Here is a 14,530-nt window from a genome sequence, read left to right as displayed (position 1 = left end):
TCAGGTTGGCTGAATTCCGCCCAAATTTGGCAGGGCAGGTCATTCTTGAATTCCGCAATGGAGTCACATGAAGGTCGGAGCGAAGCCCGGGGTTTAGTCGCCTTCGTTTCGGCGTCACACAAAAATTTCCTGTGTTGACCGCAAGCTTGATTTTCCTACGATTTGCCCAAGAATGACTTATGCAGGGAAGGATGATGAGCAAATCACTCAGGGCGAAGCTTGATCGCTTGGGTCCGAGCGCACTTTCGAAACTTGAGACTGTCGGTTTTGATAGCAATCGTATGCGGCGCGACTTGCCGCCCTTACAAACTCTGATCGCGTTTGAAGCAGCGGCGCGCCTTGGAAGCTTTACTCTGGCAGCTGCCGAACTCAACCTTACCCAGCCGGCGATCAGCCAACAGGTCAAGCTTCTTGAGCACAGGCTTAAAGTGGTTTTGTTCAGACGCAGCAACAATCAAATCGTTCTGACGGAAAACGGAGCGCGTTTCAGCGAAGCAGTTGCCACGTTACTGGACGGATTGAGCGAAAGCGTTCACGAACTGAAGCCCAGTGAGAGCCGCACGACGCTCACTGTAAGTATGCTGCCGTCCTTCGCTTCGACCTGGTTTGCTTCTCGGTCCGGCCGTTTTGCGGCCGAGCATCCAAACATCGATCTCATTGTTCTTTCTACAGTGGCAAAAACTGAATTTGGACAGGAAGGCGCTGATGTTGCTATTCGTTGGGGCCCCGGTGGTACCGAAGACCTTTACGAAGAGCGCCTGATGGGAGAAAACCACATCCTAATTTCTTCCTGTGCGCTTGCGGACCAACTTGGTCCCGATGTCTCAGTTGAAGCCCTTAGAAAGTTCCCAATGATACACGACACCAACCACAGCGAATGGCGTCGTGTGCTTGAGATCAACGGCGCATCTCCTGAAGATTTTGAAAAGGGGCTCTATTTCGGGGACACAAGTGCGACTCTGAAAGCCATAGCAAGCGGTCAAGGGATCGGTGTTATGCGGGACGTCCTTGCCGCTGATTTGTTGGAGCAAGGCGTGGTAGTGCGTCTGCCGTTCACCTGCGTGACCGGCCCCTACTCATATTTTTTTCTTTGCCCAGAGACCCGGATTGCGCAACCGCGCGTGCAAGTCTTTTTGCAATGGCTGAGAAAAGAAGTCGCCGCAGCATAAGAATCTCTTTGGCAGCTCCTAAGCAGACACAATTTGTCGTCGGCCAATGTTTTGACGACACTTGATGAAACCACGCCAAGAGGAGACGCAGAATGGAATTCTCGCTGTTTAACTTGATGACAAAGCCGGTCGACGGTTCTAGCCATTCAGATGTTTTCCAGCAAATGCGTGACATGACGATGATGGTGGATGACGCCGGGTTCGACGTTGCCTGGTTTGCCGAGCACCACCTGTCAAACTATTGCATTTCCCCGTCGCCTCTCATGACCGTGTCTCACATGGCTGGACAAACTAAACGGATCAAACTTGGACCAGCGGTGGTCGTGATGCCATTCTATGAACCTCTGCGGCTTGTCGAAGAAATATGTCTGACCGATCAACTGACAAATGGCAGGTTGGTGCTTGGGCTGGGCACCGGATATCAGCCGCGAGAGTTCAAAAAATTCGGGTTTGAGATTAATGACCGCCTGATGCGAGGGTTGGAGATTTGGGACTGTATCGAGCAAGGCGTCTATGGGGGTGTCATCGATTACCACGGTGAACATATCCAAATAGAGGATGCCGCGTTATCTATTGCGCCCATTCAGGAACGAATCCGAACCTTTGCAGTCGGCAACGCACCTGAGATGCGTCAAAAAATGATTGATTATGGCGCAGAACCGCTCACGACCCCGGCCCTTGGTCCCAGTTCAATCGTCGGAACTGCACGCCGCCTTTACAATGAGACTCGGGCGGAAAACGGATTGAGTCAGGAAGGCTTCCCTTTTGCTGTTCAGCGATACATCTATGTCGCCAAAGACAAGGAAGATGCGCGCGCCGCCGCGGAACAGGTCCTTATCCACGCGCGCATGGCCTACAACATGCGCCAGCCCGAACCGCAGATGGACGGGGCAGATCTCAGGATTGTAACCTTCGACCAGGAACCCGACATCGACACCGTGCTGCAGCGCGCCATAATCGGCGACGCTGAAGAAGTGACCGCCAAAATTTTAGCCGAGGCGAGAGAATTCGGCATTACTCATCTGAGCGTCTTCATGCAAATCGCCTCAATCCCTTTTGCCGAGACCAAGCGATCGCTCGAAGTCTTCTGCGATCAGGTTATGCCCGCCGTCAAAGCCGCATTGGCAGATGGTCACTCAAAAACAGTGCTCGCGTCATGAGAGCGCCTAACTATGCGCTTGATGGAAAGGTCATACTAGTCACCGGCAGCGCTCAAGGGCTTGGATTGGCCATGGCGCACGCCTGTGCGGCACAGGGCGCGCGTTTGCGGCTGATGGATATGAACGCAGAAAAGGTGCAATGCGCGGCGGAGGCGTTGCGATCCGAGGGCTTTGATGCCCGCGCCAGCAGTTTCAACCTGACAGATGTGAGCGCCTGTGAAGCATGGGTGCAAGACGTTGCGCGTGAGGCCGGATCGATCTGGGGACTAATAAACAATGCAGGTTTCACAAATCACGGTCACGCCGCCGATCAGTCGGTCGACGACTACAAAGCGATGTATGATGTCCATGTTTTTGCCCCTTTTGTGCTTTCCCGCGCGTCCTGTCTGGTGATGCAGAGAAACCCTGGTCCACAGCGCGGGCGGGTAATCTCGATCGCTTCCATCGGGGCAAGCAACCCGCGCCCAGGAGTTGGAAACTATTGTTCTTCCAAATCAGCTGTGGCGGGGTTGATGCGCGCATTGGCGGCAGATTTTGGCAAAGACGGAATCACGGCCAATGCTATCGCGCCCGGTTACGTGTTGACTGATATGAATCGCAAAATCCTGAGCGATGAAGGATTTGTACGACGTATCGAAAACCGAACGCCGGCAGCGCGCTGGGCAGAACCAGAGGAAATCGCAGCACCAGCCGCCTTTCTGATGTCGGAAGCTGCGTCTTACATCAACGCGCAGACAATAGCGGTCGACGGTGGCATGAATAGTTATTTGCAAGCGAATGAGGGTTGAATGTCAAGAAGATTAGAGGGGCGCATTGCTCTTGTTACCGGTGCCGGGTCGCTTGGTGGCGGCATGGGCAACGGCAAGGCAACTGCTTTGCGGCTCGCCCAAGAGGGCGCGCGGGTCTGCGCGCTTGACGTCAGCCAACTAGCGGCCCAGGACACGTGCGACCTTATTCGATCCGAAGGTGGTCAGGCGATTGCTCTGGCAGCTGATGTAACGGATGAGGCGCAGATTGCCGAGGCAGTCGCGGAGTGCCTGAAAGAGTATGGCCATATCGATATTTTACAGAACAATGTCGGGATTCTGCGCACGGGTGGCGCGGTGGATACAACCGTTGCAGATTGGGATCTTATGGTCGAGGTGAACATGAAGGCGGTATTTCTGCCAACAAAGCATGTTCTTCCCCATTTCCTTGACCGCCAAGGTGGCGTTGTGACAAACGTCTCTTCCATTGCTGGCTTGCGGTATCTGGGTGCGCCGTACATCGGCTATAATGCGACCAAAGGCTCAATAATCTCGTATACCCGTAATCTCGCGGCTGAGGTCGCGCCACATGGCATTCGGGCCAACGCGATCCTGCCTGGCTTTATCGATACGCCCATGGCGCGCAAGGCTGTTGAGGAAAACAACGCGGCGCCTGAGAACATTGATTGGAACGAGCTGGACAGGCAGCGCGCGGCCCGAATTCCACTCGGGCGCGTTGGCACGCCTTGGGATGTTGCAAATACGGCGTTGTTTCTGGCCAGTGATGAAGCGTCATACATCACCGGAACAGAGATCACAGTGGACGGTGGGGTTTCGTGTCGGGTTTGAGTACGGCACCTGCTGCTCAGATGCACGTATTTGGCCGCAACCGAAGCGGATCAAACGCATATTCAACCCTCCTGAGTTCTATCCCAAAAGAAATAGATACTGTTACAGAAGTTCCGTTTATGAAGCGCCAACCTGAATGGTGGTTGCGCGCTTGATCATCACTTGCGATGCCATGTCGCCACCGCGCAATCCGTCTGCAGTTTGAAATGCAGCGATGGCCTCTGGGAAACGATTGGCCCTAAAATGTGACAGTCCGGTCTCATAGGCATCAATCCAGTCGCGCGATCCTTTGAAACTGTCCGCCATAGCGATCAACTCATACACCACCAGCGCTTCAGAACGACCTTGGATCTCAACTGTGTCCAGCTCGCGTACGACAATGGCACTACCTGCTTCTTGCCGTGTTTCGGGGCCAATAATGATCGCACTGCCATAGGTTTTGTTTGTCCCTTCAAGACGGCTGGCGACGTTCACCACGTCGCCGATTGCGGTGTAGTTCAGCCGCTGTTCGGACCCGATATTTCCCACCAGAGCTTCTCCGCTGTTCAACCCGATCCTGACATGCAGCGCGTTGTCGGATTGGCTCTGCAAACTGGAGGATTCGACCACATCCACCAGTTCGAGTGCTGCGCGGCAGGCGTGTTCGGCATGGTCTGGATTTTGTCGCGGCGCACCCCAGAATGCCATAACTGCATCACCAATGAATTTGTCGATGGTTCCATCGTGACGCTCGATGGTTGATGTCGCGGCGCTGAAGAATGGCTCCATAAGTTCGACGATCTTGGGGCCATGCTTTTCGGTCAGACCTGTGAATCCAGATACATCGCAAAACAGAACCGATATCTGTTTGGTCTCTCCACCGGGTTGGGTTTTGATACCTTCCGCCACCAGCATGCGGACCAGATCGGTTGGTACGTATTTGCGGAACGCCGACAGGCCCGCAGCCATACTGGCTGTTGCGGCGGACAGGTTTTCAAGCTCTTTCAGCCGCGAGGGTCGGCGCGAAACCTGTTCGACATCAAAACGTTCGATCCGACTGAGGTCTTCGGCCACGCGCGACAGCGGGTTTGCAACGACCCGGCGGACAAACCAGATGGCCAGACCTATTGCAACGACGACGACGCCAAGCAGGATGTAAACAAGGTTTAGCAGGGTCTTGTCGATGCCCGACAGAAAGGCCGATTCCGGGATCACAGTGGCGACCCGCCAGCCATAGAACCCAAGCGGCGTCAACGCCACGGCATAGGGCACATCTTCAAAAACGATCCGCTTTGTCACCGGCCCAGGCGTTTTGTTTTCCGCATCGGCCATCAGCCTTTCACCCGAGATTTTGGCAACCTCGTAGAGCTCTCCTTCGCCCATCCGAGCTGGTGTGATTTCGTCCGCTTCGGGATCTGGGATGGCAATCACTTTGCCGTCTGCGTTGATGATAAAGGCGGCGCCGAACTCTCCGGGGCGCAGCGATCCCAAAAAGCGGGAAAGGCGGTCGGTATCAATCGCTACCGTCAAGACGCCTTGCCGCTGGCGGCGCACGTCGATGGGACCTGCAAAGGCATATACGGTCTTGTCGCTTCCTGGCAGGTCCCTGACTTCGATCCAATCCGGTGTATCGCGGTCAATGAAGTTGCGGTACCAGGCGTGTTCGCGCGGGTCGTATTCAGTGTCAGTGAAGGTCCGTTCTTCGAACTGTATGTCGCCGGGAATAAAGATGTAACGGTCGTTGCGCAGCATCCTGTCGCGAATGTTTTCGTCGATTTCCATCATTTCCAGCCCGCTGTCGCCCAGGCGATGTGCGGCGAAGAAATTCCCGTCGGGCCAGCCGAAGGTGATCCACGAGATATTGGGCTGTGCCTGTATTTGAGACAAGAACACAAACTCGCGCTTATCTGCCTGACGCGTCTGGATGACGTCTTGGATGAAAATCGTGCGGACCGCCGCCCAAGCTGCCTCGGCCGACCTGAGTGTCAGCCCAACCTCAATGCGTACGGTATTGGCGATCTGACCGTTGATTTCGGCCGCCAGCATACGGCTGTTTTCACGCGCCGTTGTCCACCACAACGAATGCACGACAAAGGTCGACACGCCGATCGACAGGGCAACAAGTATAGATACGGCGATCCCTACACTGACGCGCATTCCAGCTCCACAACGACCCAAATAAGTTGACGGTTCAATCGGTTTTCTGAAGGGTCGACTTGAGCTTAGTGGGTGCCTTGGTTTGTTTCCAGTCGGTTGAGTGGGTTATGCCAACTTGTTTACTTGACGTTGAGCGTCTACCCATTTCGATAAAATCGCTTTGGGTATTTGCAGACAAACGAAAAACGCCATGTTACAGATTAGCACTCGACCGGTAAAACCGGCCGAGTGCGTTTTGGGTACTTCTTCAGGCGATCGACATGCCCAGTGCTTCGAGTTGAGTCACGAGCGCGCTTTCAACTTCTGCAATTGTATTCCAATCGTCAGCCGCCAGGTTTACAAGGCTTAGATCTTCGGCCTGTGTGTCTTTCAGGGTCACGGTATGACCTCCGTTTCCAACAACCTCAAACACCAGATCATCACCAATTTCGCTCACCGTGACATCTGCTGCACCCAGTGAGTTGAAGTCCAGAACATCCTCGTTGGTATCGAAACCGGTGATTTCTGTCTTTACGCCCCAGTTCCAGGTGAGCTCGGCAATATCGGCGCCTGCACCGAACGTTTCGGTTCCGGCCGTTGCGCCGTCATCGGTGTCGCCGGGCCCGTTATCGGTCGTGCCATCGTTGTCCGTTCCCGAAGGGTTTTCGTTAAGCGAGCCCGTTCTGGTCTGATGGCCGTCTGTGGTGGCACCGGCAGGCGCTTCGGGTGTCAGCAGCATGGTGCGATCAACCAGACTTACATCGTCTTGATCGAAGCCAAACGGCACCTCCAGATTGTCTTCCATCACCTGATCGTGGTGAAACTCCACCATTCCGGGGATCAGTTCAGCTTTGGTGACCCCTGTCAGCGTCACGCTCTGCCCGCTTGGCAAAGAGGATATGACCAGACCTTCGCTCGTGTCCTCGACTCTCAGACGTTCGCGCGTGCCGAAATACAGAAAACTGATCTTCATGGTGGTCGGGTCGAAACCGTCAATCACTTCGTGGACGCCATATTCGTGGCTACGTACATAGACCGTGTTAGCGTCACGTGGACCAACACCTTGTTCCCAACTGACAACACCCCCCATGTCTTGACGGAAGTGCTCGTTTCCAACCACGCCGAAATCTTCGATTGTGACATCCTGATAGGTGACGCCCTGTACAATTTGCGCCGCGTCCGACCACGGGCTGTCGATCACAATCTCACCCGACGGTGACTTGGTGACAATCATCCCATGCACAGAGGTTCCGCCAAAATCCAACTGATCCGTGCCGGGGCGGAACCCGGTAATGTCATCGGCGTTGCTATCGGCCCTGTACTTGATGCCACCCGTGTCTGTTGCTCCCGTCGAGGCAGGGGGGTTCGACCCATCAGAATCGTAGTTCAGATCATAGCCTTCTCCTGCTCCCGGGGTGATGATGATTTGACCCAAAGCAGAAGAGACTTCGTTCAGAACTGCTTGATCCGAGATTGAAAAGTTGCTGATATCCAGATCCGATAAGCCGAAACCGGTGAATATGATCTGCTTGGTCACGTTGCCTTCGGTCAACTCAATGCGGACGGTCTGACCCAGGGCGTCACCGCTTTCCTCAAAAATTGCAAAATTGGCGGCAGAAATATCCGGACCGATTTCGATGACATCGCCCATCGCAGGCATGAACCCATCGATCACCTGCGCGTCGGACGCCAAGTCGAGCGTGACATGCATATGTTGGTGTTCGTGGCTATCTTCACTTCCATGCCCGCCATGGCCGGAGTTTGTGCCATCCGACCCCACCAGACTAAGAACTTCACTTGCCGCGGTGCTGTCCAGAATGGTGAAGTTTGCAGGGCTCAAATCTGCCAGGGTTACGCCGGTCAATGTGGTGGATTGGTTGTTGGAGGGTATGGCAAACACGACCGATCCGTTAACCTCACTTACGTCCAACGCATCGGCACCCACCCACGAGATGAAGATCGTATCCGTCGCCGGGTCGAAGTCCGGAATGGTGACATCCGTGCCCCACGCCCAAGTTACGACAACATCCGCTGTGTTTTCGTCAGTATTTGCGGTGCCGTTTCCGGTCGGACCAACCGGCGCGGATGGCTCGGAAGGAGGAGAAACGTTTCCGGTTTCATTCCCACCCCCGGTATCTGTTGGCAGGATGCCATCGGTATAGACCTGGATAGCCTCTTCAAGCGAAGGTGCGTCATAGCCGCCGAATTGGTCGATATAGCGCAGAATGGACGTGCCATATTCATCAACGGATACGTCCCCGCCTTGTAGCAGAGACAGGGTTCCCCACGCGCCGCGTAAGTGTGCAGCTGCCATAATACCCGTCATGGTCAGTGTGACGGTTACTTCCTGGCCGTTGTCGATGTAAGTCCGCGTGGTCCCGATATAGTCGTCAAGGCTCTCGCCCTGATAGCCCAAACCGGTTTCGATCACCTGAAGGTTATACCCGAACGCCTCTTGGATCGCGAGTTCCTGTGCAGCCTCAGTGGTAAAGTCCTCCAGCGAGTTCACACCATTCTTGCCGGTCCAGGTTCCATCCCAAGTGTTCGATGCTGCACCGTTCCCGTAGTAGACGTCGTCTGTGTAATAGCCGAGGTCGATTAACAGGGCCTCTCCGAACTGATAGCCGACGAAACCCAATGAGTTCATGGATCGGTAGGACATTGTATCCCATTCTTCAGCGGTCAGATCCGACCAACTGGAGTAGCTTGGAAAAAAGTCGGTGACTTCGCCCCCGGCCCATTGGTTCAATTGCCAGTCTTGTATGTTCCCTGAGTCATAGCGTTCGCGGTCCCAGCCGGACTCAAATGCACGTAAATCATCTCGAAACTCTTCGTATGTTCCATTGCTCATTTTCAAAGACTCCCATCTTGTCTTTTTGGCCAATGTGTTGCGGCTCGGTTCGCCCGATGATGTCGGACCTAACTGGCGTAACAACTCAGATGTTGGGAAAACGTTAAGAGTTCCTTAGCGAGTAGATCTGCGCGGATACAGGCCCAGATCGGCACTTGGTTGCGCAAAAAATCGCCATAGGTCAGTAGGTTACGTAATGCGTTGAGCAACTAACCGTTTCAGTTGCGCGACTCCTTGCCAAATTTAGATTTACACGATTTTTAGTTTTGGCGCCGGACAGAGTCCCTCGGGATTCAGCGCGCGCAGTTCAAGTTGAGCTCTTTCCGGCTTAGAGTAGTCTTGTGTGGATTTTGATAACTGGTTGGGGCGAAGCGTTTTGGCAATTTTGGATTTCGAAAGATCTGTTTGGTTTGACGCCTTGGGCTCATCGCTTGGTGGCGTTCCGGATGTTTTGATCCTTGAGGGCACATGGTGGCGGGCGTCGGCCTGTAAATCTAGATTGGATCACTTGACGTCGGTGACGGAACTGCCGTTTCCGGATATCTTCACAGGTCATTTCAATGGCGCCTATGTCGCCTATTGTTGCGCCTATGGTGCCGCCCGCGCTGTCGAGCCAGCTCAGATATTTGCGCAATTGGGAACACCCCTTCTTGTTCAGATCGGAACCTGTGGGGTGATGACGCCAGACATTCCGGCTGGAACTGTCGCGGTGCCGCGTATGGCTTTGGCTCGAGATGCGATCTCGCCCCATTATGGAGCCAATGAACTGGTGCCGTTCGACCAGGGGTGGGCCGATCGCGCGGGAACCATCCTGCGGAGTTCCGGGATTGAAGCCCGCGACACGCGCCACCTGACATGGCCAAGCCTTTTTGCGCAAAGCGACGCGATGTGCCGTGAATGGTCGGAACAGGGTTTGGAAACTGTGGACATGGAGGCATCCGTTGTGGCAGCTGTAGCCAACCGCTATGGGCGCGCAAGCGTCGCCCTTCTGTCGACATGGGACATGCTGACCGACGGGCAGACGTTTCTGGATCCGCTGCCCGAGGACCGTCAACGCGCGTTGACAAACGCAAACATCGCTACGTTCGAAACGGCCTTGCAACTGGCAACTGAAATCTCGGCCTGAACGCGACTTTTAGCCGTAGGTGCATTTTTCTTTTCAAAGGTTCGTTAGTTCCGCATTCACAATTTCCCAAGCTTCTGCTGCTCGGCTTCCCGCAAGGCCCTGCGGCTGATTTTTCCGGACGAGGTCATTTCAAACCCCTCCACGAATTCGACCTCGCGCGGGGACTTGTAGCCCGCAAGTCGGGTTTTAACGTGGTCTTGCAATTCTCGGGCTAATACATCACTGCCGGTGACGCCGGGACGCGTCTTGACTACCGCTTTCACGATTGAACCACGGTCTGGATCAGGCTTTGCAATCACTGCAACCTCGGCAACACTTGGATGTGACAGCAGGCACTCCTCGACCTCGGCCGGACCGATCCGAAATCCAGATGACTTGATCAGATCGTCGGATCGACCTTTGTACCAGAAATACCCGTCGGCATCCCGCACCACCAAATCCTGAGTGCGCAGGTAAGGGCCCAACTTCATTTCTTCTGTTTTTTCCGTGTTGTTGTAGTAACCCAGAAACCGGGTCGGAGAGGTTTGCGGGGTCACGACCTCACCGGGTTCGCCATCATTGACAGGCTGCCCATCACCATCCGCCAGAACGACCTGATGTCCGGGATAGGCCCGACCCATCGAGCCCGGCCGCCGAGGAAACAGCGCGGAACAGTTCCCGATCAGGTGATTGACCTCGGTCATTCCATAGAATTCGTTGCAAACGACACCCAGCCTGTTTTCGACCCAGGTCAGGGTTTCTGCGGCCAGCGCCTCGCCGCCAGTGCAGATCACCCGCAGTGACAGATCATAAATGTCACGGGGGTTAGGCGTTTGAGTCAGCCGCTTTATCGCCGTGGGCGCAAGGAACGTGTGTGTCACCTTGTGACGGCTCATGAAGTCATAGGCGTATTCGGCCGAAAAACGTTCCAACGACGTGGCGACAGGTCTGCCTGCCATCCACGCCGGAAACAGCATATCCAAAAGCCCACCGACCCAGGCCCAGTCTGATGGCGACCAGTAAACCGCATCCGAATCCTTCATTGAAAGGTTGAAGAACAAGTTGATCGAAGGCGTATAGGCCGCCAGGACGCGATGCCCATGGAGGATGCCTTTGGGCTTGCCAGTGGACCCGGAGGTGTACATCAGCAGGGCAGGGTCGTCCGCTCCGCCAAGCGTAGGTTTGAAATTGGCGGGCGGATTTGTCATCGCTGCGGCAAGATCGATATCGTTTGGTCCGGGGTTCCGCGTCAGCACATGCCTCAGACATGGCAAGTGTTCAGAACGCATAGGCTCCCACGCCTCAGCGCTAGTCAGGATCACGCCCGCGCGGCAGTCATTCATGGCATGCGCCAACGTGTCGGGCCCATAAAGTTGCGACAGAGTCACGGCGATCCCGCCCATCTTGGCCACTGCCATATGGGCGATGCCGGTGTCCGGGTGCTGGCCTGTGTGGATCGCAATCGGATCACCTTGCGCATATCCCAGATCGCGCAACTTCGCCGCCAATGCTGTGGCGGCCCGATCGACCTCGGAGAAACTTTGAATGCTGACAGAACCATCCGCAGCTTCAAAGATCATAGCGGGTTTGTCGCGGTCGTTTGGACCCAAATACCGACCGACCGTCGCGCTATAGATGTTGTAATCTGCAGGCCACGTGATTGCGTATTCGCTGGGTGCGGTGCAGACCAGATTCAGCGCGGCCAGATCTTTTTCTGTCAACGTTTTGAGGTAGTCGCTCATTCCTGATGCTCCGGGCCGAGGCTCATAGTAGGCGGGCCATCCGGCGCTGGGACCAATTGCCCCTGAGTTGCGCCTGCGGGCAATGGATCGGTACGCACGACTGCTGCGGAAGCGGCCCCGTCAAAATGGGCTAGAGCAAATTCGCCGTCCATCCCATTGGTTCGGTGCAGGATCGTTGCACAACCCGAAAGCGTAGTCCAACCGTCAGAAGAGACGCCACAGGCAGGGCAGATGCGCAAGGGGGGGAACTGCGCGCTTTCGCATAGGCTGCAGGTCGACGCCACGGCGTGGCCTGTGCGCAACCCTTCCACCCATGGGCGCAACCACCCTTCGCCAATTGTGTAATCCAGCCTGACCGTTCTTTTCACAGCGCCGACCCCGCTCGCAAAACCGTAACCGCGCAAGTTGTTCCGACCCCGCCATGCGTGTCTGCAATGGCATGCCCCAACGAGTGGTTCGGTTGCAAACCGTTGTGATATCGGCCCTCAAGCAACAGCGCGCAGGTGGCAGTCTGGGCAACGCCTGTCGCGCCAACAGGCGCGCCTTGCCCCATCAGACCACCTGACAGGTTAATTGGGCGTGGTCCGGTCGGGCTGAAATCACCGTTTTTCGCATCACGGATCGGATCGTGAGAAAGTCCGAGGGCTTCGATCCCCTGTATCTCTGCGCCCGCATAGGAATCGTAAAGTTCGACCACATCAATTGCATTGATATCGATGTCCGCCATTTTTAGTGCGCGTTTCGCAGCCTTGGTTTTGGCTGTAAAGCGGCCCGGATCTGCTCTTTGGCCAAGCCCGGCCAAATCGGACGCAGCTCCGATCCCGGTGATCTGTGACGCCTGTTTTCGACGCCCAGAAGGTACGGCCTCGGGAGCAGAAAGAATAAGGGCCGCCGCCCCATCGCTCAGTGGTGAACAGTGCAGGCGTCTATAGGGCGCGGCAATCATGGGTGAGGTTTCGAAGTCCTCATCTTTGTGGTCTAGCGGCAGATGTGCGTTCGGGTTCAGCCGTGCATTGCTGCGGTTTTTCTTTGTTACACTATTCAGAACAGTTTCGTCTCCGCCACGTTCCGCTGCAAAAGCCTGCCAGGACAGCGCGTAAAGTGCGGTTGCCGTGGCACCGGTCAAACCATCCGTCCAAAAGTCGAAGGAATAACCATAAAGCTCGCGGATGCTGTCTCCGCTCAGGGAACTGGCCGATGAATCGACGCCCAGAACGGCGACGTGACGGGCACGTCCAGACAAAACTCGGTCCACCCCAGTGTGGACAGCAAGCTGTCCGGAGGCACCGCCGCCTTCAACGCGGATGGTCTCGGCACCGATAAGCCCGAGGTCCTGAGCAAGAATCGAGGACGGGTTCAACTGCAGCGAGAAAAAATCGCTCTCGGTCGAAACCACCAACGCGTCAATGTCATCCCGTTCAATCCCGGCCATGAGCAACGCGTTGTTAAAGGCTTCGACGGCCCAATCGCGAAAAGACGTGCCGTCCTTTCGCCGATTGAAAGGTGTCAATGCTGCGCCGATGACCAGAACCAACCGTGCCTCCCTTATGTCCTGCAACATTGACTCAGCAAATATGTTCATACAAGTCTGTATTATCTTATTGAGGAGCCCGCTTGACTTCTCGCACATCGCACTTGGTCACATCAGCACTTCCGATCCTTGGGTGTTTCGCCGGAGGCAGCCTGTATGGCTGGTCCGGTTATTTGCCTGCGGTGCGATCTCATTTCGATGTTGGCCATGCCGCTACGTCGATGGTTTTTTCTTTTGCGCTTGCCAGTTTCACATTGGGCGTCCTGTTGGGGCCATTGATTGCCGCCCGGATTGCCGCGCCGTTTCGGCTGGCTGCACTCGCCTTCACCGCGGCTCTTGGAATAGGCGTTGCCAGCATTGGCTCGGGTTTTACCGGATTTACCATTGGCTATGGTCTGTGCTTTGGGTTTATGTCCGGCGCGCTCTACAACTATGCACTGTCTCAGGCCGCTGCGTCCCGAGCGCCAACACTTCTGATCCCGGTAAGCGTTGCTGCGTTTGGCTTGGGTGGTGCCCTATTCGGCCCGATGAGCCTAGTGTTGTCGGAATTGAGGATGGGGCTTTGGTCCACATTCCCCGCTTTGGCGTGTCTGGTTTTTGTGGCCGCTGTTTCACTTGTCAAAGGCCCGAGTGCAGATGCAAGCAACGTGGGGTCGACTACGACCTTCAGCTTTCAACGACCGGACAGGAATACGTCGGTCTTGTGGGTGATTTTTTTCGCTGGATCCTTGCCTGGCTTAATCGTTTTGGGCTTTGCTGCGCAGTTTTTACCAAAAGGTTCAGAGGGTATGATGTTTGCAAGCCTGGCCGTGTTCCTGGCCGCGATCGGCAATACGCTTGGGCGGCTGGCAGCCAGTGTTGTCGCAGCGCGATTTGGCCCGGCGCGTGGAGTTGCGCTGTCGCTTTTTCTGATGGTCATTTCTTTGGTTGGTCTGATCTTCGCGACTGGTGCCAGTGCCGTTGTTACGTTGTTGTTTCTTGTTGCATTCGCCTATGGGCATTTGGCCGCAAACACTCCGCTTTTGGTTCAAAGTCAGGTGGGTGCGGACAGTTTTGCCGGTACGTTTGGATGGGTATTTACAGGTTGGGGTTTCGCCGGTTTGGCCGGACCTTGGACCGCTGGCTGGCTTTTGGACAAGACGGGCGGGTTCAGCGTCACACTGCTCGGATGCGTTGTGCTTTCAATGTTCGGTCTTTGGCTCGTAACTCGGCAAATACCGCCTTCTGCTTAGTCGAAACAGAATACATGCGGCGTAGTTGAC

11 protein-coding genes are annotated in these 14,530 nt (G+C 55.4%); 6 read left to right on the top strand and 5 right to left on the bottom strand.

Going from position 1 to position 14,530, the window contains the following annotated elements; all coding sequences use genetic code 11:
- The first annotated feature begins 194 nt into the window (after nt 1-194).
- The 4 genes from ACR0EV_RS10870 (at nt 195) to ACR0EV_RS10855 (ending at nt 3,924) form a co-directional block, all read left to right on the top strand.
- Complete coding sequence (locus ACR0EV_RS10870) at nt 195-1,169, top strand: LysR substrate-binding domain-containing protein (RefSeq protein ID WP_480800089.1); 975 nt, start codon at nt 195-197, stop codon at nt 1,167-1,169.
- 92 nt (nt 1,170-1,261) lie between these two features.
- Complete coding sequence (locus ACR0EV_RS10865) at nt 1,262-2,329, top strand: LLM class flavin-dependent oxidoreductase (protein ID WP_480800088.1); 1,068 nt, start codon at nt 1,262-1,264, stop codon at nt 2,327-2,329.
- On the top strand, nt 2,326-3,117 hold the full coding sequence (locus tag ACR0EV_RS10860) for an SDR family NAD(P)-dependent oxidoreductase (RefSeq protein WP_480800087.1): 792 nt from the start codon (nt 2,326-2,328) through the stop codon (nt 3,115-3,117). The genes ACR0EV_RS10865 and ACR0EV_RS10860 overlap by 4 nt, the downstream gene beginning before the upstream one ends.
- Nucleotides 3,118-3,924 (top strand): SDR family NAD(P)-dependent oxidoreductase, encoded by an 807-nt coding sequence (locus tag ACR0EV_RS10855; protein WP_480800086.1) that lies wholly within the window; start codon nt 3,118-3,120, stop codon nt 3,922-3,924. It begins immediately after the preceding gene.
- A gap of 117 nt (nt 3,925-4,041) precedes the next feature.
- Here the strand turns inward: ACR0EV_RS10855 and ACR0EV_RS10850 are convergent, their stop codons facing one another.
- Nucleotides 4,042-6,060, bottom strand: a complete 2,019-nt coding sequence (locus ACR0EV_RS10850) for an adenylate/guanylate cyclase domain-containing protein (RefSeq protein ID WP_480800085.1) — start codon at nt 6,058-6,060, stop codon at nt 4,042-4,044.
- Between the two features lie 247 nt (nt 6,061-6,307).
- Nucleotides 6,308-8,890, bottom strand: a complete 2,583-nt coding sequence (locus tag ACR0EV_RS10845; RefSeq protein ID WP_480800084.1) for a hypothetical protein — start codon at nt 8,888-8,890, stop codon at nt 6,308-6,310.
- Nucleotides 8,891-9,233: 343 nt separating this feature from the next.
- Between ACR0EV_RS10845 and ACR0EV_RS10840 the strand changes: the two genes are divergently transcribed.
- Nucleotides 9,234-10,016: a phosphorylase family protein gene (locus ACR0EV_RS10840; RefSeq protein ID WP_480800083.1), complete on the top strand. Its 783-nt coding sequence runs from the start codon at nt 9,234-9,236 to the stop codon at nt 10,014-10,016.
- A gap of 56 nt (nt 10,017-10,072) precedes the next feature.
- Here the strand turns inward: ACR0EV_RS10840 and ACR0EV_RS10835 are convergent, their stop codons facing one another.
- The 3 genes from ACR0EV_RS10835 to ACR0EV_RS10825 are packed head-to-tail and all read right to left on the bottom strand — an operon-like array spanning nt 10,073 to nt 13,319.
- Entirely contained in the window at nt 10,073-11,737 is a 1,665-nt protein-coding gene (locus ACR0EV_RS10835; RefSeq protein ID WP_480800082.1) for an acetate--CoA ligase, read from the bottom strand.
- Nucleotides 11,734-12,105: a zinc ribbon domain-containing protein gene (locus ACR0EV_RS10830; RefSeq protein WP_480800081.1), complete on the bottom strand. Its 372-nt coding sequence runs from the start codon at nt 12,103-12,105 to the stop codon at nt 11,734-11,736. Before ACR0EV_RS10830 ends, ACR0EV_RS10835 begins: the two co-directional genes overlap by 4 nt.
- Nucleotides 12,102-13,319, bottom strand: a complete 1,218-nt coding sequence (locus ACR0EV_RS10825; RefSeq protein WP_480800080.1) for a thiolase family protein — start codon at nt 13,317-13,319, stop codon at nt 12,102-12,104. The genes ACR0EV_RS10830 and ACR0EV_RS10825 overlap by 4 nt, the downstream gene beginning before the upstream one ends.
- Nucleotides 13,320-13,351: 32 nt before the next feature.
- Here ACR0EV_RS10825 and ACR0EV_RS10820 point away from each other — a divergent pair, with 32 nt between their 5' ends.
- Nucleotides 13,352-14,500: an MFS transporter gene (locus tag ACR0EV_RS10820; protein WP_480800079.1), complete on the top strand. Its 1,149-nt coding sequence runs from the start codon at nt 13,352-13,354 to the stop codon at nt 14,498-14,500.
- Nucleotides 14,501-14,530 lie beyond the last annotated feature (30 nt).

The organism is Ruegeria sp. CF8, assembly GCF_056537285.1.
Note: the sequence above shows the minus strand (reverse complement) of the source record. Positions and strands in the feature narration are given on the sequence as shown.